Source organism: Onishia taeanensis (genome assembly GCF_013349955.1).
Classification (GTDB): Bacteria; Pseudomonadota; Gammaproteobacteria; order Pseudomonadales; family Halomonadaceae; genus Onishia; species Onishia taeanensis_B.
This window is the reverse complement of the sequence record NZ_JABVXC010000009.1, coordinates 132163-155624: the sequence shown is the minus strand read 5'-3', so window position 1 is coordinate 155624 and position 23462 is coordinate 132163. Positions and strand designations below refer to the sequence as shown.

The following is a 23462-nucleotide window of genomic DNA, read 5'->3' as shown; positions in this document are numbered from 1 at the left end:
GCGTATACAGGATGTGCGGTATGCTGAGCCCCGCCATCGACCGAGAGGCGACCCCGGCCAGCGGCCTGCTTTATCTGCACGGCTTCAATAGCGGTGTCAGTTCACCCAAGTCTCAGCTGGTGCGCGCGGCCTGTAGCGCCGTGGAAGGCGCGCCGCTGCCCTGTGAGGCGCCGCAGCTCTCGCACCGCCCCGACGAAGCCCTGGCCACCGCCGAGACGGCTCTTGGAACACTGGGGCCTCGGCCACTGTTGGTGGGCAGCTCCATGGGCGGTTTTCTGGTCAGTTGCCTTGCCGAGCGGTTGGAGCTGCCAGCGGTGGTCATCAACCCGGCGGTGCGCCCGGCGCGTTTGATGCAGAGCTGGATCGGCGACGAGTTCGTCAACGGCGACACCGGCGAGCGCTTCGTCATCGACCGCCGTCACCATGAGGCGCTCGAAGCCCTGACGCCGCCCGGGTTAACGCCTGCGCACTATCTGCTGTTGCTGGGCACTGCCGACGAGACGCTGGACTGCCGCGATGCCTTCGCGGCTTACGCGGGATGCTCGACGATACTGCATCCCGGCGGCGACCACGGCTTCAGTGCCCTTGCCGACTATCTGCCGGCGGTGCTGGCCCATGGCGGTCGCCGCCTAGCGCCGGGCCGGGTGACCACGATCTTTCATCACGCGTGACGAAGTCTGGCGGCGTGCCGTCCGCCCCGTTCACTGCCAAACACCTGGACAACGCATGACGCAATACAGTGCTAGTTCCATCGAGGTTCTTTCCGGGCTCGAACCGGTGCGAAAACGCCCGGGTATGTACACGGATACCTCGCGACCCAATCATCTGGCTCAGGAAGTCATCGATAACAGCGTCGATGAGGCTCTGGCCGAGCATGCCCGTCATATTCAGCTGCGCCTGTTGCCCGATGGCGGCATCGAGGTCGCCGATGATGGCCGCGGCATGCCCATCGATATTCACCCCGAGCACGGTGTCTCGGGTATCGAACTGATCCTTACCAAGCTGCATGCCGGCGGCAAGTTCTCCCAGTCCAGCTACCGCTTTTCCGGTGGCCTGCACGGCGTCGGCGTGTCGGTGGTCAACGCCCTGTCACGGCGACTCGAGGTCGAGGTCTGCCGTGATGGCAGCCGCCACGCCATTGCCTTCGAGCACGGCGAGAAGGTCTCGGACCTGGCCGTTATCGGCAGCTGCGCCAAGCGTGCCACCGGCACCCTGGTGCGCTTCTGGCCTGACGAGAGCTATTTCGACAGCCCCAAGCTGGCCCTGCCGCGCCTCAAGCACCTTTTGCGTGCCAAGGCGGTGCTCTGTCCGGGGCTCAAGGTGACGCTTACCGAGACCGATGGCAGCCAGAGCGAGTGGCAGTACGAAGACGGCCTGCGTGACTATCTGGCCCAGGCCACCGATGGCTTCGAGGTATTGCCGGCCTCGCCGTTCGTTGGCCACTTTGCCGACGACGAGCAGGGCGTCGACTGGGCGCTGCAGTGGCTGCCGGAGGGCGGCGAGCCGCTGCTGGAGTCCTACGTCAACCTGATTCCCACGCCGCTCGGTGGCACCCACGTCAATGGCCTGCGTTCGGGATTGCTCGAGGCGCTGCGTGAATTCTGCGAGTACCGGAGCCTGCTGCCCCGGGGCGTGAAGCTGACCGCCGACGACTTGTGGGAGCGGGTCAGCTATGTGTTCTCGGTGAAAATGCTCGACCCACAGTTCGCCGGCCAGACCAAGGAGCGGCTGTCCTCTCGGGCAGTGGCGGCCTTCGTCTCAGGTGTGGTCAAGGATGCCTTCTCGCTATGGCTCAACCACCACGTCGATCAGGCCGAGGCGCTGGCCGAGCTGGTGATCAGCGCCGCCCAGCGCCGCCAGAAGAGTGCCAAGAAGGTTGCCCGCAAGAAGGTCACCTCCGGCCCGGCGCTGCCGGGCAAGCTCGCCGACTGTGCGGGTCAGGACCCGGCCGCCAGCGAGCTGTTCCTGGTCGAGGGCGACTCCGCCGGGGGCAGCGCCAAGCAGGCGCGCGATCGCGAAACCCAGGCGATCCTGCCGCTGCGCGGCAAGATCCTCAATACCTGGGAGGTGGAGTCCCACGACATCTACGGCTCCCAGGAGGTTCACGACATCGCCGTGGCCATCGGCATCGATCCGGTCAGCGATGACCTCTCGAAGCTGCGCTACCACAAGATCTGCATCCTCGCCGATGCCGACTCCGACGGCCTGCACATCGCCACCTTGCTCTGCGCGCTCTTCGTGCGCCACTTCCCGGCGCTGGTGGCCGCCGGCCATGTGTTCGTGGCCATGCCGCCGCTATATCGCATCGACCTGGGTAAGGAGGTCCACTATGCCCTCGACGAGAGCGAGAAGGCGGCGATTCTCAAGCGCCTGGAAGGCAAGCGCGGCACCGTCAACGTCCAGCGCTTCAAGGGCCTGGGCGAGATGAGCCCGCTGCAACTACGCGAGACCACCATGGCCGCCGATACGCGCCGTCTGGTGCAGCTGACGCGCGAGGATGACGACGGCACCCTCGAGATGATGGACATGCTGCTCGCCCGCAAACGCGCCAGCGATCGCAAGAGCTGGCTGGAAGATTACGGCAATCTCGCCGACATAGAGGTCTGACCCGGCTTCGCCGGGAGCTGTAAGCCAACCAGGCTTCGCCTGTAGCTTTAAGCCGTAAGCTGTAAGAAAAAACCGGTGCAGTTATGGGGTTACTTACAGCTTAAAGCTTACGGCTTACAGCTCATCACAGCAGTTGAAGGGGGCGCAGTCCTCGATGACTCCACAAGTGTGAACAAGGCTACCGTGCTATGAGTATGGATATCCAGGTGGCGGAGGGAGACGTCGAGCGTCTGTCCCTTCGCGAGTACACCGAAAAGGCGTACCTCGACTACTCGATGTACGTCATTCTCGACCGTGCATTGCCCCACATCGGCGACGGCATGAAGCCGGTGCAGCGGCGCATCGTCTACGCCATGCGCGAGCTCTCGCTCAACGCCAACGCCAAGTACAAGAAGTCGGCGCGTACCGTCGGCGACGTGCTCGGTAAGTTCCACCCCCACGGTGACAGCGCCTGCTATGAGGCGATGGTGCTGATGGCCCAGCCGTTCAGCTATCGCTACCCATTGGTGGATGGCCAGGGCAACTGGGGTAGCCCCGACGATCCCAAGTCCTTCGCCGCCATGCGCTACACCGAGGCGCGGTTGTCCAAGTTTTCCGAGGTGCTGCTCAGTGAGTTGGGGCAGGGCACCGTCGACTGGACGCCCAACTTCGATGGCACCATGAACGAGCCGGTGGTGCTGCCGGCCAAGTTGCCCCATGTGCTGCTCAACGGCGGTACCGGCATCGCGGTGGGTATGGCTACCGATATTCCGCCTCATAACGTCAACGAAGTGGTCGAGGCGACTTGCCATCTGTTGCGCAATCCCGAGGCGACCACGGCCGACCTGCTCGAATACGTGCCGGCGCCGGACTTTCCCTCTGCCGCCGAGATCATCACCCCGCGCTCCGATCTGCGTAAGCTTTATGAGAGTGGCCGTGGCTCGGTCAAGCTGCGTGCCCGCTATAGCCTGGAAGAGGGCAAGGTGGTGATCACCGCGCTGCCCTACCAGGTCAGCGGGGCCAAGGTGCTCGAGCAGATCGCCGCGCAGATGCAGGCCAAGAAGCTGCCGATGGTTGCCGACCTGCGCGACGAGTCGACCCACGAGACCCCGACTCGGCTGGTCATCGAACCGCGCTCCAACCGGGTCGATATCGAGGCGCTGATGGCGCACCTGTTTGCCACCAGCGATCTCGAGAAGAATATCCGCGTCAATATGAACGTGATCGGCCTCGACGGTCGGCCGCGGGTCATGCCGCTGCCGGCCATGCTCGGCGAATGGTTGAACTTCCGGCGCGTCACGGTACGCCGGCGCCTCGAGCATCGCCTGGGCAAGGTCGAGGATCGCCTGCATATCCTCGAGGGCCTGCTGACGGCCTACCTCAATATCGACGAGGTGATCCGCATCATCCGCGAGGAAGACGAGCCCAAGGCCGCGCTGATCAGCGCCTTCGATCTCTCCGAGCGCCAGGCAGAAGCCATCCTCGAGCTGCGTTTGCGCCACCTGGCCAAACTCGAGGAGTTCAAGATTCGCGGCGAGCAGGACCAGCTTGCCGCCGAGCGCAAGCAGCTCAAGACCCTGCTGGGTAGCGAGGAAGCGCTCACCAACCTGATCGAAGATGAACTGCGCGAGGCGGCCAAGGAGCACGGTGATGATCGTCGTGCGCCGCTGGTCGAGCGCGGCGAGGCCAAGGCGCTGTCCGAAGTCGAGCTTCTCGGCGCCGATCCGATCACCGTGGTGCTGTCCGAGAAGGGCTGGATTCGCTCGGCCAAAGGGCATGAGATCGATCCCGCCGGGCTCAGCTACAAGTCCGGCGACCGCTTCCACTTGGCGGCCCGCGGCAAGACCAACCAGCCATTGGTCCTGCTCGACGATACCGGGCGTGCCTATACCCTGGCCGCCCATAATCTGCCCAGCGCCAGGAGTCAGGGTGAGCCGATTACCGGGCGCGTTAACACGGCGGCCGGGGCGCATATGGCCGGGCTGATGCTGGCCCCACCCGAGACGCGTTATCTGCTGGCCTCCGACGGTGGCTATGGCTTCATTGCCCGGCTCGAGGACCTGATCGGCAAGAACAAGGCCGGCAAAGCGATCCTCTCGGTGCCCAAGGGCTGCGCGGTGGTTCCGCCGCTGGCGGTGCCTAGCGGCGAGGGCGTAAAAGTGGCCGCCGTCTCCAATGAAGGGCGCCTGCTGGTATTTGCCCTCGAACAGCTACCGGAGATGGCCAAGGGCAAGGGCAATAAGATGCTCGATATTCCCGGCACTCGAGCCGCCCAGCGAGAAGAGTTCATGCGCGACCTGGTGCTGCTACCGGGAGGGGCCTCGCTGGTGGTGCATGCGGGCAAGCGCAAGCTGACGCTCAAGCCGAATGATCTCGATTATTACAGCGGTGAACGCGGGCGTCGCGGCAGCAAGCTGCCTCGCGGCTTCCAGAAGGTCGACCGGCTCGCGACGGAAGAGGGAAGCTAGAAGAGAGAAGTCAGAAGCTGGGGTATAGTGGTTATCTTCCTTGTTCCAGGCGCGAAGCGCCGCTCTTTCTTCTTCGATCTAGGGGTTTTATGACACGACGACTCTTGATTCGCGCCACGGGCCAGGCCCATCCCGGCCAGCTCGCCGGCCTCGGTAGCGCCCTGGCCCGGGCCGGGGCCCGCCTGCTGGACATCAATCAGAGCGTGACCTTCGATATCCTCTCGCTGGAGGCGTTAGTCGGACTGGATCATGACAGCGACCTGGAGGCGATTCTCGCCGAGGCTGGCGACGCCTTGGGCCTCGATGTCCAGGCGGTCCAGGTCGGCGCCGAGGACTATCAGCGCTGGAGCGCCCAGGAAAGTCGGCCACGGCTGATCCTGACCCTATTGGCGCCGCACCTGCCGGCGGGCATTCTTGCCGAGGTCGGTGCCCTGACTTCCGAGCATGGCCTGACCGTCGAGCTGATCCATCGTTTATCCGGCCGTGAGCCGCTGGACGGCAGTGTGGCCGGAGAGGGCCATGAACGCCATCCCATGGGCGCCTGTATCGAGTGCTGGTTGCGCGGCGACGATATCGACCTCCCCGCCTTGCGCGAGAAGGCCCTGGCGCTGGGCGCCATGCATGGCGTGGATATCGCCATTCAGGAGGATTCGATCTGGCGTCGCCATCGCCGACTGGTGTGTTTCGATATGGACTCGACGCTGATCCAGACCGAGGTGATCGACGAACTGGCTCGGCGCCATGGGGTAGGCGACGAGGTGGCAGCGGTTACCGAGCGGGCGATGCGCGGCGAGCTGGATTTCCAGCAGAGCTTTCGCGAGCGGATGAGCAAGTTGCAGGGCCTGGACGAGGCGGTGCTCGCCGACATTGCCGAGAATCTGCCGCTCATGGACGGCGTTGAACGACTGATGAGCCACCTCAAGCGGCTGGGCTATCGCACCGCTATCCTCTCCGGCGGCTTCACCTACTTCGCCGATTACCTGCAGCAGAAACTTGGCTTCGATGAGGTGCATGCTAACGAATTGGTCATCGAAAACGGCAAGGTCACCGGCGAAGTGCGTGAGCCGATCCTCGATGCCGAGCGCAAGGCCTATCTGCTGCGCGAGATCGCCAACCGCGAGGGGCTGGCACTGGAGCAGACCATTGCCGTGGGTGATGGCGCCAACGATTTGAAAATGCTGGCGACAGCGGGACTCGGTATCGCCTTCCGCGCCAAACCATTGGTCCGCGAGCAGGCCAGCCACTCCATCTCGACCCTGGGACTCGATGCCGTGCTCTATCTGATCGGCTATCGCCAGAGCGATCTTGAGGAGTGAAGGTCGGCGCTGAAAGGTTGGGGGCTGCTGGCGCGAGCCCTATCCTTTGGTGTGCCATGGGTAGGTCGCTCAACTGGCGGCCGCAGAGGACGTGGTGTTAGCCCGCCACGCCTGAACGTGCAGGCTTACATCATGTCCCGGCGGGGGCGTCCGGTGCCATGGGGAAACTTTCCACGCGATTACGCCCCCGCCGCTTGGCTCGATAGAGTGCCTCATCGACGGCTTTCACGGACTCCGCTAGGGTCATGCCGCGCTGGACCTCCGCTACCCCCAGGCTGACGGTCACCTTGCCGATGACCTCGAAGGGTGTCGCTTCGATACTGGCGCGCACCCGCTCCGCCAGCGTAATAGCGCCGTCCAGGCAGGTGTGGCCGGCCAGCAGCATGAATTCATCGCCCCCCCATCGACCGACTTCATCGCTGTCACGCAGCTGCCGGGTGATGACATCGGTGAGTGCCTTGAGCACAGTGTCGCCGACATCGTGCCCGTACTCATCGTTGATGTGCTTGAAACAGTCGATATCGAGCATGACCAAGGAAAAAGGTGTGTCGTAACGTTCGAGGTCGTTGATGGCCCGTTCCTTCAGTCGAGAGAGTCGAGTGCGGTTGCAAATGCCGGTCAAGCGGTCGTGTTCGGCGAGGTGCTTGAGCTCTTCTTCCAATGCTTTCTGCTTGCGGATGTCATGCAAGACATAGACGTAGTGCTCGATCTCGCCTTGGTCATTGGTCAGGGTAGAGATGGATTGCCACAAAGGCAGGAGTTCGCCGTTGTGATCTCGGTACCAGTATTCCCCCTCCCAGTACCCACTGACCGACAGGGTGAATTGGATACGCTGGTAGAAGACGCCATCATGCTGGTCGGATTGCAGCAATTGTGGAGACTTGCCAACGACTGTTTGATGCGCATAGCCGGTGATCGTGGTGAAGGCGTCGTTGACGCGTTCGATAATCTGTTGCCGGTTGACGATCATCACCCCTTGCCCGGTATGGAACGCAACAGCCATCAGGTCATACTCGGCCTTCAGGGCAGCCAGTTGGACTTCTGCTCGAGTGCGTTCAGACACGTCGTGAATGATTGAATGAAGCAGTTGGCATCCATTGCGCATCATCGGACTACTGTAAACCTCGACATCGCGCAGCTCACCGCTGGCCAGGCGGTGCTGAAAACGGAAAAAACGCCGCTCTGCGCAGTGGGCTAATTGGAGCTCTTGACGGAGTGCGTCGTCATCGAGGGTGTTGATGTCGCCAATATTCAGGTGCTCGATCTCTGGCCGAGAGTAGCCGTAAAACGCCAGCGCCGAGTCGTTTGCATCGATGATCTGACCAGTATCGATCGCGATCAATAACTTGGGTGCGGTATTTTGATGGAACATGGCCTCAAAGAGCTGATCCGATTCCTGCTGCCACCGATCGCGCTCGTGTCTCATATGCTCAAGATCAGCCAGCAGTTGCTGCATCCGGTCCTGGCCTGCACGCTGGCCCGCGTCAAGGCAAGCCTCACCGGCATGTTTCTGGTTATTCCTTGGGGAAGTCACAGCGCACTCCTTGCTGTCAGCTTTGCCTGATGATACGCATCTCCCCCTTATCGGTGCCGGATGCTGTATCGGCGCTATTCTATTCACCGTGTTCTTCGAGACAGCGTGGTACATTGCCCCCATATTTACCTGTGTACCGTGACTATTTCGTTGAACGGTCATGTCGAACAATGGGGCCTGTGCCTGGTGGGCAGGAAATGGCGTTCGTGGATGCGCTGGCTCTGGTGCCAGAGCGGATGGCGGACTAGGTTGTGAGTGTCACTTACCTGTATGAGGTCGCCATGCCCACATCCCGTTTCTCGCCGGAGCTGTTCGAGGAAATGAAGATCCTTGGCCTGTTCAATCTGACCACGACCCAAGAAGGCATCAAGGTACATTCGAGTGCCGCGCCGGAAGCCATTTCGGCTGCTCAAAGGCTTTATGACAAGGGCCTGATTACGCAGGACGACGGCGGTTATCTGACAAGCCTCGGTCACGAAGCCGCTCAGCATGCTCAGGACTTGTTGACCATCCTAGTAACTGAGAAGTTAGCCAGCTAGAGCGCTGCGGGTATCGTTACACGCCCCATCTCGCCATGCTGCGGGGTGGGGCGTTTGCTTGTGATCGTGGCATCTTCAGGCCTTCAGCCGATTGTGACGCCCTTGCCTGATATCGTTTGGCCATACAAAGGGAGCGAACAGTTCGCTCGGAAAGACGATGGGTATCGTCTCCCTGTCATTGCTGGGTAGTCAGGCCGGGCCTGCTCGCCACCAAGACACCGTGTTATGCTCGCCTGCGTTCTCGGCCCGAGGTCGGTGAGCTTGGCCGATGGTGGCGCCCATGCATAATGCCTGGGCTCGGTTGAGCCGATCGCCTTGGCAAGAACTCCCCAATAAAACGTTACCCAGACAGAGCCCCCGGAAAGAGATGCCATCCCCGATGAGCGAACCCTTCATCACCTGGCAGGCCCGCTTCGAGCGGCTGCGCGCCAACAAGCTGTTCGAAACCTGCGTGATCGCCATCATTCTCGTCTCGGCCTTGTTGATCGGTGCCAAGACCTACGAAGAACAGACGAGTCGCTTCGAGCAGGCGCTGTACTACTTCGACTGGGCGGTGACGCTGTTCTTTCTTGTCGAGATCCTGATTCGCCTGGCCGCCGAACGCTCGGTAAAGGATTTCTTCAAGAGCGGCTGGAACGTCTTCGACACCCTGATCGTCGTGGCGAGCCTGATTCCGCTGGATGACTCGGAGATGGTGCTACTGGCGCGCCTGCTGCGGGTCTTCCGGGTGTTGCGCCTGGTATCGCTGATTCCTGAGCTGCGCATTCTGCTGGCGGCACTGATCAAGTCGATTCCCCGCATGGGTTACGTGGCCCTGCTGATGTTCATCATTTTCTATATTTATGCCGCACTCGGCAGTTTCCTGTTTCATGACGTCGATCCCTTCCTGTGGGATAACATCTCGGTGGCCATGCTGACGCTGTTTCGTATCGCCACCTTCGAGGACTGGACCGATGTCATGTACGCGACCCAGGAGCTGTATGCCTGGAGCTGGATTTATTATCTGACCTTTATCTTCCTGACCGCATTCATCTTTCTCAATATGATGATCGGTATCGTGCTCGACGTGATGCAGAAGGAGAGCGTGCAGATGGAGATCGAGAATGGCACTGGCGAGGCCGGCGAGCTGCATGCCTTACGGCGTGATGTCAGGGCGCTGAGCGAGCAGATCACCCGCTTGGAGGAGGGGCTGTCCCGGGATCGCTAGTTGACAAGCGCTCGCCAGACTGATTTGCTATGGACATGAACACGACATCTTTTGACCTCCGCCTAGACCTACGACTACTACTAGCTGGCCTTTGAGCCCGCCGGGCGACGCTGTGCGTCGCGATGAATATAGAGTCTAGACAGTTCAGGTCGTTGAGGTAGCAAGATGTCATTTAGCCACATGTTTTCAAGCGTATGCGTCATCCCGTCTTGCTGGGGTTCATTTCCTCGAGCTCGACGCATCGCTACTGTATCTCACTATCCTTGCCTGACCGACGCCCCGGCTTGCTTACAGCAACCGGGGCGTCGTCGTATCTGCATGCCATCACTCACCCCGCGCCAGGAGTTCACGCCATGATGCTCGCCGACCCGTCCAGTAAATACCGTCCCTTCGTTGCCGTTGATCTGCCCGATCGCCAGTGGCCCAGCCGGCGCATCGAGACGCCGCCGCTGTGGTGCAGCGTCGACCTGCGCGATGGCAACCAGGCGTTGATCGACCCGATGGACCTCGAGCGCAAGAAGCGTTTCTTCGATCTGCTGGTTCAGGTGGGGTTCAAGCAGATCGAGATCGGCTTCCCGTCCGCGTCGCAGATCGACTTCGATTTCGCTCGCGAGCTGATCGAAGATGATCTGGTGCCGGACGACGTGACCATCCAGGTGCTGACCCAGGCGCGACCGCACCTGATCGATCGCACATTCGAGGCCTTGAAGGGCGCGAAGAAGGCCATCGTGCACGTTTATAACGCCACCGACCCGGTGTTCCGCCGCGTGGTGTTCAACGTCGACAAGAGCGACTGCGTCAAGATTGCCTGTGATGCCACTGCACTGATTCGTCAGCGCATGGAAGAGGCGCCGGAGACCGACTGGACCTTCCAGTACTCACCGGAACTCTTTACCACCACCGAGATGGATTTCGCCGTCGAGATCGTCGATGCGGTTATGGAAACCTATGGTGCCACGGCCGAGAAGCCGATGATCGTCAATCTGCCGGCGACCGTTGAGTGTGCGACGCCCAACAACTACGCCGATCAGGTGGAGTGGTTCTGCCGCCATATCAGCCATCGTGATCATCTGATTGTCAGCGTGCATCCGCACAACGACCGGGGTACCGGCGTGGCCGCCGCCGAGTTGACCGTGATGGCCGGCGCCGATCGGGTCGAGGGTACCCTGTTTGGCAACGGCGAGCGGACCGGCAACGTCGATATCGTCACCCTGGCCATGAACCTCTACACCCAGGGCGTACATCCGGCGCTCGACTTCTCCAACATCACGCCGATCATGCGCGAGGTCGAGCACTGCAATCAGTTGCCGGTGCATCCTCGCCACCCCTATGTCGGCGACCTGGTGTTCACCGCCTTTTCCGGCTCCCATCAGGATGCCATCAAGAAGGGCATGGCCGTGCGCCGCGACAACCCCGATGCGGTCTGGGAAGTGCCTTACCTGCCGATCGACCCGATGGACGTTGGCCGCAGCTACGAGGCGGTGATCCGCGTCAACAGTCAGTCAGGCAAAGGCGGTATCTCCTATCTGCTCGAGCAGGAGCACGGCATCGAGCTGCCGCGCCGCCTGTCAATCGAGTTTAGTCAGGTGGTGCAGGAAGTGGCCGACCGCACCGGTCGCGAGATTACCTCCCAGATGATCTACCAGGCCTTCCGTGACGAATATCTGGAAAAGGCCGCGCCTTTCGCCCTGATCAATCATCGCCTGTCGTCCGAGCCGGATAGCCCGCGGGTGCACCTCGAAGCGTTGATTGAGCACAAGGGGGAGCGCCAGACCATTCAAGGCGAAGGCAATGGGCCGCTGGCCGCCTTCATCAAGGCACTGGTGGCATACGGAGAGGATGTCGAGATCATCGACTATCACGAGCACTCCCGCGGCCAGGGTGCCGACGCCGAGGCCATTGCTTACGTCGAAGTAAGGGCCGGTGACGAATCGATCTTCGGTGTTGGCATCGACGAGAGCATCACCTCCGCCTCCATGAAAGGCGTGATGGGCGCACTCAACCGTCACTTGGCCGACGAGCCGGTGGCGGCCAACGTCACCGCCGAGAGCTTAGCCTGAAGCTCGAAGCTCGAAGAAGCGACACCCCCATCGAAGGTCTCGGTGGGGGTGTCTTCATTGGTTCTGAACTCAGACTGTGTTTCGGGCTTCGGGCTTCGGGCTTCGGGCTTCGGGCTTCGGGCTTCGGGCTTCGGGCTTCGAGCTTCGAGTTTCGAGTTTCGAGTTTCGAGCTTCCAGTTTCCAGCTTACAGGGGCGTCTTGCTGCCCGCGCCGGGCACTTCTCGCACCAGTCGTGGCATCAAGAAGCCAGGTAGGCGGTCTCGCAAGGCTTCCACCAGCGAGCGCGCTTCCTCATCGGGCACGTCGAAGTGGGCAGCACCGCTCACCGGGTCGAGTACATGCAGGTAGTAGGGCAGCACGCCGGCCTCGAAGAGTCGCTCCGAGAGATCGGCCAGGGCCGAGACGTGGTCATTGACGCCGCGCAACAGCACGCTCTGGTTGAGCAGTGTGACGCCGGCCGCCTTGAGTCGCGCGCAGGCCGCCGCCACTTCCTCGTCGATCTCCTGGGCATGGTTGGCGTGCAGTACCACTACCTTCTGCAGCCGGCTGCTACCCAGCCATTCGAGCAGCGCTGCATCGATGCGGGCGGGAATCACCACCGGCAGCCGGGTGTGAATACGCAGCCGCTTGAGATGCGGGATCTCCTCGAGGCGTGCCACCAGCCAGGCGAGTTGGCGGTCGCTGGCGGCCAGTGGGTCGCCGCCAGAGAGAATGACCTCCTGAATCGAGGTATCGTCGCGCAGGTAGTCCAGGGTCGCTTGCCACTGCGCCCGGGAGGGCGAGTTTTCCTGGTAGGGGAAGTGGCGACGAAAGCAGTAGCGGCAGTTGATGGCGCAGGCAGGGCTGGCGATCAACAGCACACGTCCTGCATATTTGTGGATCAGCCCCCGGCGCGGCGTGTGGTCCGCTTCCTCGAGGGGATCGGCGACGAAGCCGTCCACCGCGTCGGTCTCGGCGATCAGCGGTAGTACCTGCCGCAGCAGCGGGTCGTCGGGGTCGCCGGGACGGATGCGGGAGAGATAGGCCTCGGGGACGCGCACCTCGAACAGGGCGTGACCGTCTCGGGCGCCGGGCAGGGTGCTCTCGCCAAGCCCCAGCCGGTGGCACAACTCGACGGGGTCGCGGACGACCTCGGCCAGCTGGCGCTGCCATGCAGGCGCGCTGGGAGGAGAGGAGGGCGAGGAGAGATCGCTTGCAATCTGCACATTGGCAGGGCTTCGGGTTATCATGCGCGCACACTATCATAGGGCGAGGGGCTGAGCCCGCGTCACATTTTCGATTCACGCCCGTCTCAGGGCCGGCGTGACCAACTATCGGTGAGGAATCATGGCGAACTATTCTACCAACGAATTCAAGGGCGGTCTGAAGGTAATGCTCGATGGCGACCCCTGCGCGATCGTTGAGAACGACTTCGTCAAGCCGGGCAAGGGTCAGGCCTTCAACCGGGTCAAGCTGCGCAACCTGATGACCGGTCGCGTCTGGGAACGCACCTTCAAGTCTGGTGATTCCCTCGAGGGTGCCGACGTACTCGAGCTGGAAATGGAGTACCTCTACTCCGACGGCGACATGTGGTACTTCATGAAGACCGACGGCTCCTTCGAGCAGTATGCGGTCGAGAAGCGCGCCCTGGCAGACACCGAGAAGTGGCTCAAGGAGCAGGTGCCCTATACCGTGACGCTGTGGAACGACAATGCCATCAGCGTAACGCCGCCGAACTTTATCGAGCTCGAAGTCACCGAGACCGATCCCGGCCTCAAGGGTGATACCGCCCAGGGCGGCTCCAAGCCGGCGACACTGTCTTCCGGCGCCGTGGTGCGCGTGCCGCTGTTCATCAATGAAGGCGAAGTGCTGAAGATCGACACCCGCTCCGGCGAGTACGTCTCCCGCGCTTGAGCCGGGCTTTGACCGGAGGTTGAAGCTGGATGAGCGGCGCTTCGCGCCTGGAGGTTGGAAGAAAACCCGACCCGGCTTCGCCGAGAGCTTGAAGCGGAAAGAAAAACCTTGACTCCAGTGTTGGGTGGCAAGCTGTTTTCCAGCTTCCAGCTCCGATGGCCACACTCTCTCGGGTGTGGCCTTTTGTTGTCCGGAGAACTATCGATGAGCATTGATTGGCAGCCTACCGCCGAGATCGCGACCCTTCGCGAGCGAGCCCGCCTGATGGGGCGGGTGCGGGCCTTCTTCGCCGCTCGCCATGTACTCGAAGTCGAGACCCCGGTGCTCGGCCATGGTGGCAGCACCGACGTACACCTCGACTCCCTATACTGCGAGGCGATGATGCCCTCGGGTCAAGAGCGCCTATGGCTGCAGACCTCGCCGGAATTCCACATGAAGCGGCTGCTGGCGGCCGGCAGCGGGCCGATCTTTCAGCTCGCCCGCAGCTTTCGCGATGGCGAGGTGGGAAGCCGCCATAACCTCGAGTTCACCATGCTTGAGTGGTATCGCCCGGGCTTCTCGCTTGGCGCCTTGATCGATGAGACCGATGCCTTGATTCGCGAGGTACTGCCCGATGATCCCGGCCCACAGCACCGTCACCGCTATCGCGATCTGTTTCGCGAGCGGCTTGCCATCGACCCCTTCACAGAAGACCTCGATGGGCTGCGCAGGATGGCCAGTGAAAAAGGCGGGCTCGACATGGAGGATGCACAGAGAGATGACTGTCTGGACCTGCTGATGAGCCTGGTCATCGAGCCGACCCTGGGCCGCGAAGGGCTGGATGTGGTGATTGACTACCCGGCCAGCCAGGCCGCGCTTGCCAGACGCCACCAGGACCCGCAAGACGGTGCCTGGGTGGCCTCGCGCTTCGAGGTGTATCGCCACGGGCTGGAGCTCGCCAACGGTTATGACGAGCTGACCGACGCCAGCGAACAGCAGGTGCGTTTTCATGAGGACAATAGCGCCCGCCGGGCGCTTGGCAAGCCAGAGGTGGATGTCGATGAGCGCCTTGTGGCGGCACTGCGTTCAGGCATGCCCTCGGGCAGTGGGGTAGCGCTGGGCCTCGACCGACTGATTCAGCTGGCGCTAGGCAAGGGTCGCGTTGCCGACGTAATGGCGTTTGCTACTCCGGGGGCCTGATCGAGAGTCGATGGAGGAGTAAAGTTGCTGTGGAGCAGGGCAATGGAAGTTCCTGGCAGCTCCTGATAGCATGCTAACGACTAATACCTTGGTCGCATGCGCCTTACGGCGTGCACTCCCCACCGCATTTCATAGAGGACGACAGGATGACGACCTCGTCTCGCCATATGCCGCCTGCCTCGAGCGACGGCCGCGCATCGCGACTCGCGCTGAGTCGCCGTAGCCTGCTCAAACATTCCCTGGGCGTCGGCGCCATTCCCCTGATGCCTGGCCTGGCGCTGGCTCAGCAGGGGAATGGGGCTGATGCCGCCTTTGAACGTTTCATGCGCTTGTCGCGCCAACTGACCACCCGTGCGCGTCTCGATGAAGAGCAGGGCAAACGGCTCTTCGAGGTGCTGTCACGTCACTGGGCCACGCTCGATGACGATCTTGCTTACCTGGATGAGGCCTTTCAGGCCGACACGATCAGCCTGACAACGGCACATCGCAGCGTGGCCAATCGTCTGCTGTCGGCGTGGTACACGGGCGTGGTCGGCAAGATGCCGCAGGCCGAACTGGTCACCTACCAGCAGTCGCTGATGTTTGATGCCGTTTCCGATGTGTTGGTGATCCGCAGTTACTGCCCCAATCGGCCGGGGTATTGGGCCGAAGAACCACCCTCCCCGGCCCTGAACGCCAGCGCAACGACCGCCTCGATCACCACCAAGCAGGGAGCCTGAGCATGGCTGAAACAGCATCCGCCGATGTCGTCGTGATCGGCTCCGGCGTAGCCGGGGCACTGATCGCCCACCGTATGGCCGAAGCCGGCAAGTCGGTGATCATGCTCGAGGCGGGGCCGCGCATGCCGCGCTGGCAGATCGTCGAACGCTTTCGCAACCAGCCCGACAAGATGGACTTCATGGCGCCGTATCCGTCCAGTGATTATGCGCCGCATCCGATGGTCAGCCCCGACAACGGCTACCTGGTGCAGAAAGGTGAGCAGGCCTACGACGCCCAATACATCCGCGCCGTCGGCGGTACGACCTGGCACTGGGCCGCAGCGGCCTGGCGCTTTCTGCCAAGCGACCTGAAGCTCAAGAGCCTGTATGGCGTGGGTCGAGACTGGCCAATCGATTACGACACCCTGGAGCCCTATTATCAGCGCGCCGAGGAAGCACTTGGCGTTTGGGGACCCAACGATATCGACCTGGGCTCGCCGCGTAGCGCTCCCTATCCGATGGAACCGTTGCCGCTATCCTACAACGATCAGCGGGTGTCCGCCGTGCTCAACGGCAATGGCTTCAATATGGTCACCGAGCCGGTGGCTCGTAACAGCCGGCCCTACGACGGCAGGCCGACCTGCTGTGGCAACAACAACTGCATGCCGATCTGCCCGATCGGGGCCATGTACAACGGCATCTTCCACGTCGAAAAGGCCGAACGTGCCGGCGCCCAGTTGATCGATCAGGCGGTGGTGCATCGTATCGAAGCAGGCGATAAAGGCCGCATCACGGCGGTGCATTACAAGGATCCACAGGGCGTTGAGCACCGTGTGGAAGGCAGCGAGTTCGTGTTGGCCGCCAACGGCATCGAGATTCCCAAGCTGATGCTGATCTCGACCAGTGCCGCCTACCCGGATGGCATCGGCAATTCGTCCGGTATGGTCGGCCGCAACCTGATGGACCACCCGGGCACCGGGGTGCGTTTCTTCGCCAACGAAAAGCTATGGGCGGGTCGTGGCCCTCAGGAAATGACCTCGATCGTCAGCTGGCGCGACGGCGATTTCCGTAGTGACTTCGCCGCCAAGAAACTGCATATGTCGAACATCTCCCGCACGACGCCGATGACCAACGAAGTCCTCGCCGAGGACACCCTGCGCCTGGGGCCGGAACTGGACCAGGAGATCCGCGACCGGGCCTCGCGCTATGTGCAGTTCGACAGCTTCCACGAGCTATTGCCGCACCCCGAAAACCGCATTGTGCCGAGCAGCGAGAAGGATGCGCTGGGTATTCCCAAGCCGGAATTCCACTACGCCATCGATGATTACGTGAAGCGCAGCGCTGCCCATACCCGCGAGCAGTACGCCCGTATCGCCGAGCTGATGGGGGGCACCGATGTGCAGTTCCGTGACGCCTATTCGAACAACCAGCACATCTGCGGCACCGTGTTGATGGGCGATGACCCCACGGATTCGGTGGTCGACGGTGACTGCCGCTGCCACGATCACGAGAATCTGTCGATCGCCAGCAGCGGCACCATGCCGACGGTGGGCTCGGTGAACTGCACCCTGACCATCGCCGCGCTGGCCCTGCGCATCGCCGACCGTCTGCAAGGGGAGGTATGACATGACGCGCTTTGCCAAGTGGAGCTCCGTCCTGCCGCCCCTGGCGCTGGCCGTAACGACCGCTCACGCCCAGCAACCGGTCGATGACGCCCAGGTCGAGAAGGGCGCCTACCTTGCCAAGGCCGGCGACTGCACGGCTTGCCATACGGCGCCGGAGGGTGAACCCTTCGCCGGTGGCCTGCCGATGTCGACCCCGGTCGGCACCATCTATTCGACCAACATCACGCCGGACAAAGAGACCGGCATCGGCCGTTATACGGTGGAAGACTTCGCCAACGCCTTGCGCAATGGCGAGGCAAAGGACGGGCATCAGCTGTATCCGGCCATGCCTTATCCGTCCTTTTCGACCCTCACCGACGAGGATGTCGCGGCGCTTTACGCCTATTTCCAGCATGGCGTCAAGCCGGTGGCCCAAGAGAACCGCGACAGCGATATTTCCTGGCCGTTGAACATGCGCTGGCCGCTGAATATCTGGGCCTGGATGTTTGCCCCGGACGAGGTCGGCTTCACGCCGGATGACTCGCAGAGCGATGAGTGGAATCGTGGGGCCTATCTGGTCGAAGGCTTGGGCCACTGCGGCACCTGCCACACCCCGCGTGGTATCGCCTTCCAGGAGAAAGGCTATGCGGCCGGGGCTGAGGACTACCTCGCCGGCGCCGAGCTGGATGGCTGGTATGCTTTCAATATCACCAGTGACGAGGACCATGGGGTAGGTGGCTGGAGTGACGAGCAACTGGTCACCTATCTCGAGTCTGGAAGCGTGCCCGGCAAGGCTCAAGCAGCCGGCCCGATGGGCGAAGCCATCGAGCACAGCCTGCGTTTCCTGAAGCCTGGTGACTTAAAGGCCATCGCCACCTACCTCAAGTCGGTGCCGGCGGTCAGCGAGCCGGGACCGAGCCGCTTTGCGCAGGGCCAGCCGGCCGATGATGTCGCCAGGCTGCGTGGTGTCGAGCTTAGCGAGGATGCGTCGCAAGACCAGGCGGCGCGGCTCTATCTGGGCGCCTGCGCAAGCTGTCACGGGGCCTCGGGACAAGGATCCCAGGATGGGCATTATCCGCCGCTGATCAACAACAGCGTGATGGGCACTACGCATCTGGGCAACCTGACCCAGGTGGTGCTGCACGGCATTCATCGCGAGACCAACGAGGGTGAATTGCTGATGCCGGCGCTGGATCAGGACATCAGCAATGATGAGGCGGCAAGCCTGATGGCGTACCTGGTCGAGCAGTTCGGTCATCCGGATGCGCAGGCGCCGTCGGCAGAACGAATCGCCGAGTGGCGTGAGGCAGAGCACTAGGCGTCTGGCACTCGCCACGCTGACAGCGGCTGATACGACAACGCCCCCGCAGATGCCTCTGCGGGGGCGTTTTTGATTTACCCCTTTGTCGGGGTGTGTCGGCACTCCCGGCAGTCTAAACGGGGGCGTCGTCAGGAGGTCTGAGTCGCGTGGTGGGGAATCTCGCCGAGGCGCTCGCCCATGCGCACGCTGGAATCGAGCCCGGCAGCGTCAAAGCTGGCCTCGTGGCCGAAGCACATCACGACGGTCGAGCCGAGCTTGAAGCGGCCCATCTCGGCGCCTTTTTGTAGGGTGATCGGTTCATCGAAGCGGATGCTCTGCACCTGATCGCTCTGCGGAGTGATCTGTCCGGCCCATACCGTCTCGATGGCCGCAACGATCATCGCGCCTACCAGCACCATGGCCAGCGGCCCTTCTTCGGTATCGAAGATGCACACCAGCCGCTCGTTGCGGGCGAAGAGCCCCGGTACATGGTCGGCGGTGGCCTGATTGACCGAGAAAATACGTCCCGGCACATAGACCATCTCCCGCAGGGTGCCGGTCAGCGGCATATGCACGCGATGATAGTCACTGGGCGACAGGTAGACGGTGGCAAAGCTGCCCTGGCGGAAGGGCGCCGCCAGGTGCGTGTCGCCACCCAGCAGGCTCGTCAGCGAATAGGCCTGGCCCTTGGCCTGAATCAAGGTGCCGTGATGGATGCGACCGAACTGCGATAGGGTGCCGTCGGCGGGCGATACCAGCCCTTCGGCCACCGGGCGTGCGCCCTTGCGCAGTGCGCGGGTGAAGAAGTCGTTGAAGCAGGCATAGGCGGTCGGGTCGGGCTCGGCCGCCTCGTCCATGTCGACCTTGAAGCGCTTGATGAAGGCGCGGATCAGGGCATTCTTCAGCCAGCTCAGGCGAGTCTCGGCAAACCAGCCCACCATCCGGGAAATCAGATGGTGGGGCAGGGGGTACTGAATAAGGGCAAACAGCTTGTCGCGGGTCACTTAGGGTATCCGTTGGTGTTCGATAAGGCGTCGATCATGATGCGACCGGTCCGCAAAGGGGATCGGTCAGTGCTCGATCGGGGTGTCGTCGCGGTTGCCCCAGTCCTTCCAGGAACCGGGGTAGGCGCGAATCTTGGTAAAGCCCAGTGCTCTGCCGGCAAGCCAGGTAAGGCCGCTGCGGTGGTGGCTCTGGCAGTGGGTCACAATGTCCATGTCGGGCGTCAGGCCCAGGGCTTCGAGCTCGGTGACAAGCTCCGCATAGTCGCGGATGCGTAGCGCATTGTCGCGATCCATGACATCCAGCCAGTCCATGTTGACCGCGCCCGGGATATGGCCCAGGTGCTTGTTCTGGCCCTTTTCACCGTCATATTCGGCGCGGGAGCGGGCATCCCAGACGGCGAAATTCCTGTCGCTCAGGCGTTCTTGGATTCCCTCGGCGTCGATGCTCACCTCGGGGTGGCGTATCTCGGCCTCATAATCGCTGAGCCTGGGCTCGTTAGGGGTGCTCTCGGTTGCCAGGCCCTCTTGGCGCCAGGCATGAATGCCGCCGTTGAGATAGGAATAGCGGTTGTGGCCGATCAGCTCCAGGGTCCACAGCAGGCGTCCGGCCCAGCCGCCGCCTTCATCGTCGTAGGCCACCACATGGGTATCGCGATCGAGTCCCAGCGAGGAGAACAGGGCCGAGAGCTGCTCGACGCTCGGCGTGTCGTTGGGCACCTCACCGCTGCCTAACAGCAGGTGTTGGTAATCGAGAAAGACCGCGCCGGGCACATGGCCTTCCAGGTAGCTCTCTGCCTTCGACGCAACATCGATGATCAATAAATCCGGGTGGCCAAGCCGCGCCTCGAGTTGCTCGGGTTCGACGATCAACGGCAGCAGGTTGTCTTCGGAGCTCATGGGTCACGCCTCATGGTGAATTAGGGAATGCCAGGATCATGTCACAGCCGCGGGGCCGGTTTCTAATATCGCGGCACCCAGGCCGCGCTGCTGTCTCTACACTCAATGGCCTCTTTCAATGGTCCGTTTCAATGGACGGTTTTGATGGACCGCTTCAGTGGCCTTGGGACGTCAGGCTAGCCAGGATACGCCGGTAGCTGTCGAAACGCGCCGCTTGTATGTCGCCGCGCTCTACGGCGGCCAGCAGGGCACAGCCAGGTTCCTGGCGATGGCGACAGTCGCGAAAGCGGCAGTGGCCGAGATGGTCGCGAAACTCGATGAACCCCTGGGTGACCTCGTCTTCGCTCAGGTGACCAAGACCAAATTCGCGAATGCCCGGCGAGTCGATCAATTCACCACCGTCATCCGCGACAGGCGAGGGCAGTCGATACAGGCGGGCGGTGGTGGTCGTGTGGGTGCCCTTGCGGGAGTCCTCGGACAGTGCGCCGATGCGCAAGGCCTCATTGGGTAGCAGGCGGTCGATCAGCGAGGACTTGCCGACCCCACTCTGGCCGACGAACACCGAGGTTCGCTCGGTCAGTCGGGCATGCAGGGCATCCAGGCCGTCCGGGCGCTGGGTGGTCGCCTCGACCACCGGATAGCCCAGCGCTTCATAGCGGTCGAGCAATGCCTTGAGTTCGCCGCCATCGTCAGGCAGCAGGTCGATCTTGTTGAGCACCAGCACCGGTGCAATGCCGGTGGCCTCGGCGGCGACCAGGTAGCGGTCGATCAGGTTGGCATGCGGCGCGGGTTCGACGGCAAAGACGATCAGGATCTGGTCGATATTGGCCGCCACTGGCTTGAGCAAGCCGCGAGCATCCGGGCGTTCGAGGACGTTTGCCCGCTCGCGCCGGGCGACCACCACGCCACTGCCTTCCTCGCCCAGACGCCAGATCACCCGGTCGCCGGTGACCAGACTTTCCAGGTTGGCGCGCAGGTGACAGCGGGTGTGGGTGCCGTCTTCGCCGGCAGCGACATCGAGGCTGCGACCGAAGTGGGCGATCACCCGGCCCTCGCGCTCGGGGCCATATTCGCCGGCGCCTAGGGCGGCGTTATCATCGACGTCGTGGCGACTGGCACGCTTGGTGCGCTCGGCCTGGATCTTCTCGATGCGCCAGCGCTGCTGGCGGGTTAACTTGCGTTTGCTCATGCGGGCCCATGGGTCTGTACAATGGCCCTCATTGTACCCACCCAGGAGACACCCCACCATGGCCGATGAGCAAGGTGCGCCGCGTAATGACCTCTTGATCTGGATCGATCTGGAAATGACCGGTCTGGACCCTAATCGTGAGCGCATCATCGAGATCGCCACCCTGATCACCGACAGCGAGCTGAACCTGATCGCCGAGGGCCCGGCCTTGGCCGTTCATCAGCCTGATGCCTTGCTGAACGGCATGGATGATTGGAACCAGAAAACGCATGGCGCCTCGGGGCTGATCGAGCGCGTCAAGCAGAGCCCTGTCGATACTGCCGCCGCCGAGCGCCAGACCCTCGAGTTCCTGGCCGCCCACGTGGTGCCGGGCAGTTCGCCGATGTGTGGCAACAGCGTGCATCAGGACCGGCGCTTCCTGGAGCGCGAGATGCCCGAGCTGCTGGCCTTCTTCCACTATCGCAACATCGATCCCTCGACCCTGAAGGAACTGGCCAAGCGCTGGAATCCGGGCGCTCTTGCCGGATTCGAGAAGAAGGGGACTCACCAGGCGCTGGATGATATTCGCGAATCCGTCGCCGAGCTTGCCCACTATCGCCGGACCTTCTTGCAGCCGCCGAATCTGGTACGGGATGAAGAAGAGTAACCCGTAGCCAAGCGATACCTCGCAAGCACTCAGCGCCGCCCCAGGGCGGCGCTTTCGGGTTGCGGTGGCAAGGGGTGGTGCGCAAAGTCAGCGAGTGCAGGTATTTAGTGCAGGTAGTGTTCGCGCAGAGCCTAGATAATGCGTTGAGCGCGCTTATCACGCTGACGCTCAAGCGCCCAGCGCACATGCTCGCGCACCAGGTCTGAGGGATAGGCCAGCCGCGCCTTGAGTGCGGCCTCCACGGTCTCGCTCCAGGGTGCATTGCCGAGCCCCACGGCCAGGTTGCGCAGCCAGCGCTCGTAGCCGATGCGGCGAATCGCGCTGCCTGCGGTCTTGTCCAGGAATTCTTCCTCGCTCCAGGCGAACAGCCGCGTCAGTTCGATGCGGTCGAGGTCATGGCGGGGCGCGAAGTCCTCTTCCTGGCTCGCCCGGGTGAAGCGGGTGAAAGGGCAGACCAGCTGGCAGTCGTCGCAGCCGTAGACCCGGTTGCCCATCGCCTCCCGGTATTGCTCGGGAATGGCGCCGTGCAGCTCGATGGTCAGGTAGGAAATGCAGCGCCGGGAGTCGACGACCTTGTCCTCGACGATGGCCCCGGTAGGGCAGGCGGTGCGACAGGATGAGCACTTGCCGCAATGTTCGCTCTCGAAGGGCTCATCAGTCGGCAGCGGCAGGTCTGTATAGAGCTCGCCGAGGAAGAACAGCGAGCCCGCCTTTGGGTTGAGCAGCATGGCATTCTTGCCGAACCAGCCAAGCCCGGCCTTCTGCGCCAGGGCCCGCTCCATCACCGGGGCCGAATCGACGAAGGCGCGGTAACCGAAGGGGCCCACTTCGGCTTCGATGCGCTTGGCAAGGGTCGCTAAGCGCTTTCTGATCAGCTTGTGATAGTCACGGCCCAGTGCGTAGCGCGACACATAGGCGATGTCTGGCTTGCCGAGCACCTTGGTGGTCTCGACCTCGGGGGGCAGGTAGTCCATGCGGGCGCTGATTACCCGCAGCGTGCCGGGCACCAGCTCTGCCGGGCGGGTGCGCTTGGTGCCGTGCTTCTCCATGAAGCCCATCTCGCCATGATATCCCGCTGCCAGCCAGCGCTCCAGATAGCGCTCGTGGCTGGAGAGATCCGTATCGGTGATACCGAGCTCCTGAAAGCCCAGTTCGCGGCCCCAGACCTTGATCTTGGCCGCGAGTGCGGCCAAATCGGCATCGGATAGCGCCTGTGGGGCTGATGGCGCTTGCGAGGAGGCAGTGGTCGACATGAGAGCCTTTGTCACGGCTGAATGAAGGGCTAATACCGGGAGCTAACACCGGGGCTAGTCGAGCGGCGTCAGCGCCTATGGGGCGACAG

Annotated in this window: 19 protein-coding genes; 13 read left to right on the top strand and 6 right to left on the bottom strand. The window is 62.5% G+C overall.

Translation table 11 applies throughout. The annotated features are described in order from the left end of the window. Positions 1-20 precede the first annotated feature (20 nt). The 4 genes from HUS66_RS11935 (at position 21) to serB (ending at position 6370) form a co-directional block, all read left to right on the top strand. On the top strand, positions 21-671 hold the full coding sequence (locus tag HUS66_RS11935; protein WP_175071128.1) for a YqiA/YcfP family alpha/beta fold hydrolase: 651 nt from the start codon (positions 21-23) through the stop codon (positions 669-671). 55 nt (positions 672-726) lie between these two features. Continuing rightward, a complete protein-coding gene (gene parE / locus HUS66_RS11930; protein WP_175071127.1) occupies positions 727-2607 on the top strand; it encodes a DNA topoisomerase IV subunit B in 1881 nt (626 codons plus the stop codon). A gap of 188 nt (positions 2608-2795) precedes the next feature. After that, complete coding sequence (gene parC / locus HUS66_RS11925) at positions 2796-5054, top strand: DNA topoisomerase IV subunit A (RefSeq protein WP_175071126.1); 2259 nt, start codon at positions 2796-2798, stop codon at positions 5052-5054. Between the two features lie 89 nt (positions 5055-5143). Then, positions 5144-6370, top strand: coding sequence for a phosphoserine phosphatase SerB (gene serB / locus HUS66_RS11920; protein ID WP_175071125.1), 1227 nt, complete (start codon positions 5144-5146; stop codon positions 6368-6370). Positions 6371-6500: 130 nt separating this feature from the next. Here the strand turns inward: serB and HUS66_RS11915 are convergent, their stop codons facing one another. Next, positions 6501-7826: a sensor domain-containing diguanylate cyclase gene (locus HUS66_RS11915; protein ID WP_175071124.1), complete on the bottom strand. Its 1326-nt coding sequence runs from the start codon at positions 7824-7826 to the stop codon at positions 6501-6503. A gap of 359 nt (positions 7827-8185) precedes the next feature. Here HUS66_RS11915 and HUS66_RS11910 point away from each other — a divergent pair, with 359 nt between their 5' ends. From HUS66_RS11910 to leuA, 3 genes are all read left to right on the top strand, one after another. Further along, complete coding sequence (locus HUS66_RS11910; protein ID WP_175071123.1) at positions 8186-8443, top strand: TIGR02647 family protein; 258 nt, start codon at positions 8186-8188, stop codon at positions 8441-8443. 379 nt (positions 8444-8822) lie between these two features. After that, positions 8823-9650 (top strand): ion transporter, encoded by an 828-nt coding sequence (locus HUS66_RS11905; protein ID WP_175071122.1) that lies wholly within the window; start codon positions 8823-8825, stop codon positions 9648-9650. Between the two features lie 353 nt (positions 9651-10003). Then, positions 10004-11710 (top strand): 2-isopropylmalate synthase, encoded by a 1707-nt coding sequence (gene leuA / locus HUS66_RS11900; protein ID WP_175071121.1) that lies wholly within the window; start codon positions 10004-10006, stop codon positions 11708-11710. A gap of 185 nt (positions 11711-11895) precedes the next feature. On the opposite strand, the gene epmB is transcribed toward leuA, so the two are convergent. Further along, positions 11896-12939 carry an EF-P beta-lysylation protein EpmB gene (gene epmB / locus HUS66_RS11895; RefSeq protein ID WP_175071120.1) on the bottom strand — a complete coding sequence of 348 codons (1044 nt, stop codon included), beginning with the start codon at positions 12937-12939 and terminating at the stop codon, positions 11896-11898. A 97-nt stretch (positions 12940-13036) separates the two neighbouring features. Between epmB and efp the strand changes: the two genes are divergently transcribed. From efp to HUS66_RS11870, 5 genes are all read left to right on the top strand, one after another. Next, positions 13037-13603, top strand: coding sequence for an elongation factor P (gene efp, locus HUS66_RS11890; RefSeq protein WP_092522334.1), 567 nt, complete (start codon positions 13037-13039; stop codon positions 13601-13603). Positions 13604-13807: 204 nt separating this feature from the next. Beyond that, complete coding sequence (gene epmA / locus HUS66_RS11885) at positions 13808-14782, top strand: EF-P lysine aminoacylase EpmA (RefSeq protein ID WP_175071119.1); 975 nt, start codon at positions 13808-13810, stop codon at positions 14780-14782. Between the two features lie 146 nt (positions 14783-14928). Next, positions 14929-15501, top strand: a complete 573-nt coding sequence (locus HUS66_RS11880; protein WP_175071118.1) for a sugar dehydrogenase complex small subunit — start codon at positions 14929-14931, stop codon at positions 15499-15501. A 2-nt stretch (positions 15502-15503) separates the two neighbouring features. Further along, positions 15504-17105, top strand: coding sequence for a GMC family oxidoreductase (locus tag HUS66_RS11875; protein WP_175071117.1), 1602 nt, complete (start codon positions 15504-15506; stop codon positions 17103-17105). A gap of 1 nt (position 17106) precedes the next feature. Beyond that, the gene (locus HUS66_RS11870; protein WP_175071116.1) at positions 17107-18402 is read left to right on the top strand and encodes a cytochrome c; all 1296 of its coding nucleotides are present in this window, start codon (positions 17107-17109) and stop codon (positions 18400-18402) included. A 131-nt stretch (positions 18403-18533) separates the two neighbouring features. On the opposite strand, the gene asd is transcribed toward HUS66_RS11870, so the two are convergent. The 3 genes from asd to rsgA all read right to left on the bottom strand — a co-directional run bounded on the left by asd (position 18534) and on the right by rsgA (position 21474). After that, positions 18534-19388, bottom strand: a complete 855-nt coding sequence (gene asd / locus HUS66_RS11865) for an archaetidylserine decarboxylase (RefSeq protein ID WP_282848743.1) — start codon at positions 19386-19388, stop codon at positions 18534-18536. Between the two features lie 66 nt (positions 19389-19454). Then, positions 19455-20285 carry a sulfurtransferase gene (locus HUS66_RS11860; RefSeq protein WP_175071115.1) on the bottom strand — a complete coding sequence of 277 codons (831 nt, stop codon included), beginning with the start codon at positions 20283-20285 and terminating at the stop codon, positions 19455-19457. 154 nt (positions 20286-20439) lie between these two features. Continuing rightward, entirely contained in the window at positions 20440-21474 is a 1035-nt protein-coding gene (rsgA, locus tag HUS66_RS11855) for a small ribosomal subunit biogenesis GTPase RsgA (protein ID WP_175071114.1), read from the bottom strand. A 58-nt stretch (positions 21475-21532) separates the two neighbouring features. Between rsgA and orn the strand changes: the two genes are divergently transcribed. Then, positions 21533-22120, top strand: coding sequence for an oligoribonuclease (gene orn, locus HUS66_RS11850; RefSeq protein ID WP_092522396.1), 588 nt, complete (start codon positions 21533-21535; stop codon positions 22118-22120). 131 nt (positions 22121-22251) lie between these two features. Here orn and queG read toward each other — a convergent pair whose 3' ends face one another. After that, positions 22252-23373 carry a tRNA epoxyqueuosine(34) reductase QueG gene (gene queG / locus HUS66_RS11845; RefSeq protein WP_175071113.1) on the bottom strand — a complete coding sequence of 374 codons (1122 nt, stop codon included), beginning with the start codon at positions 23371-23373 and terminating at the stop codon, positions 22252-22254. Positions 23374-23462: the final 89 nt, after the last annotated feature.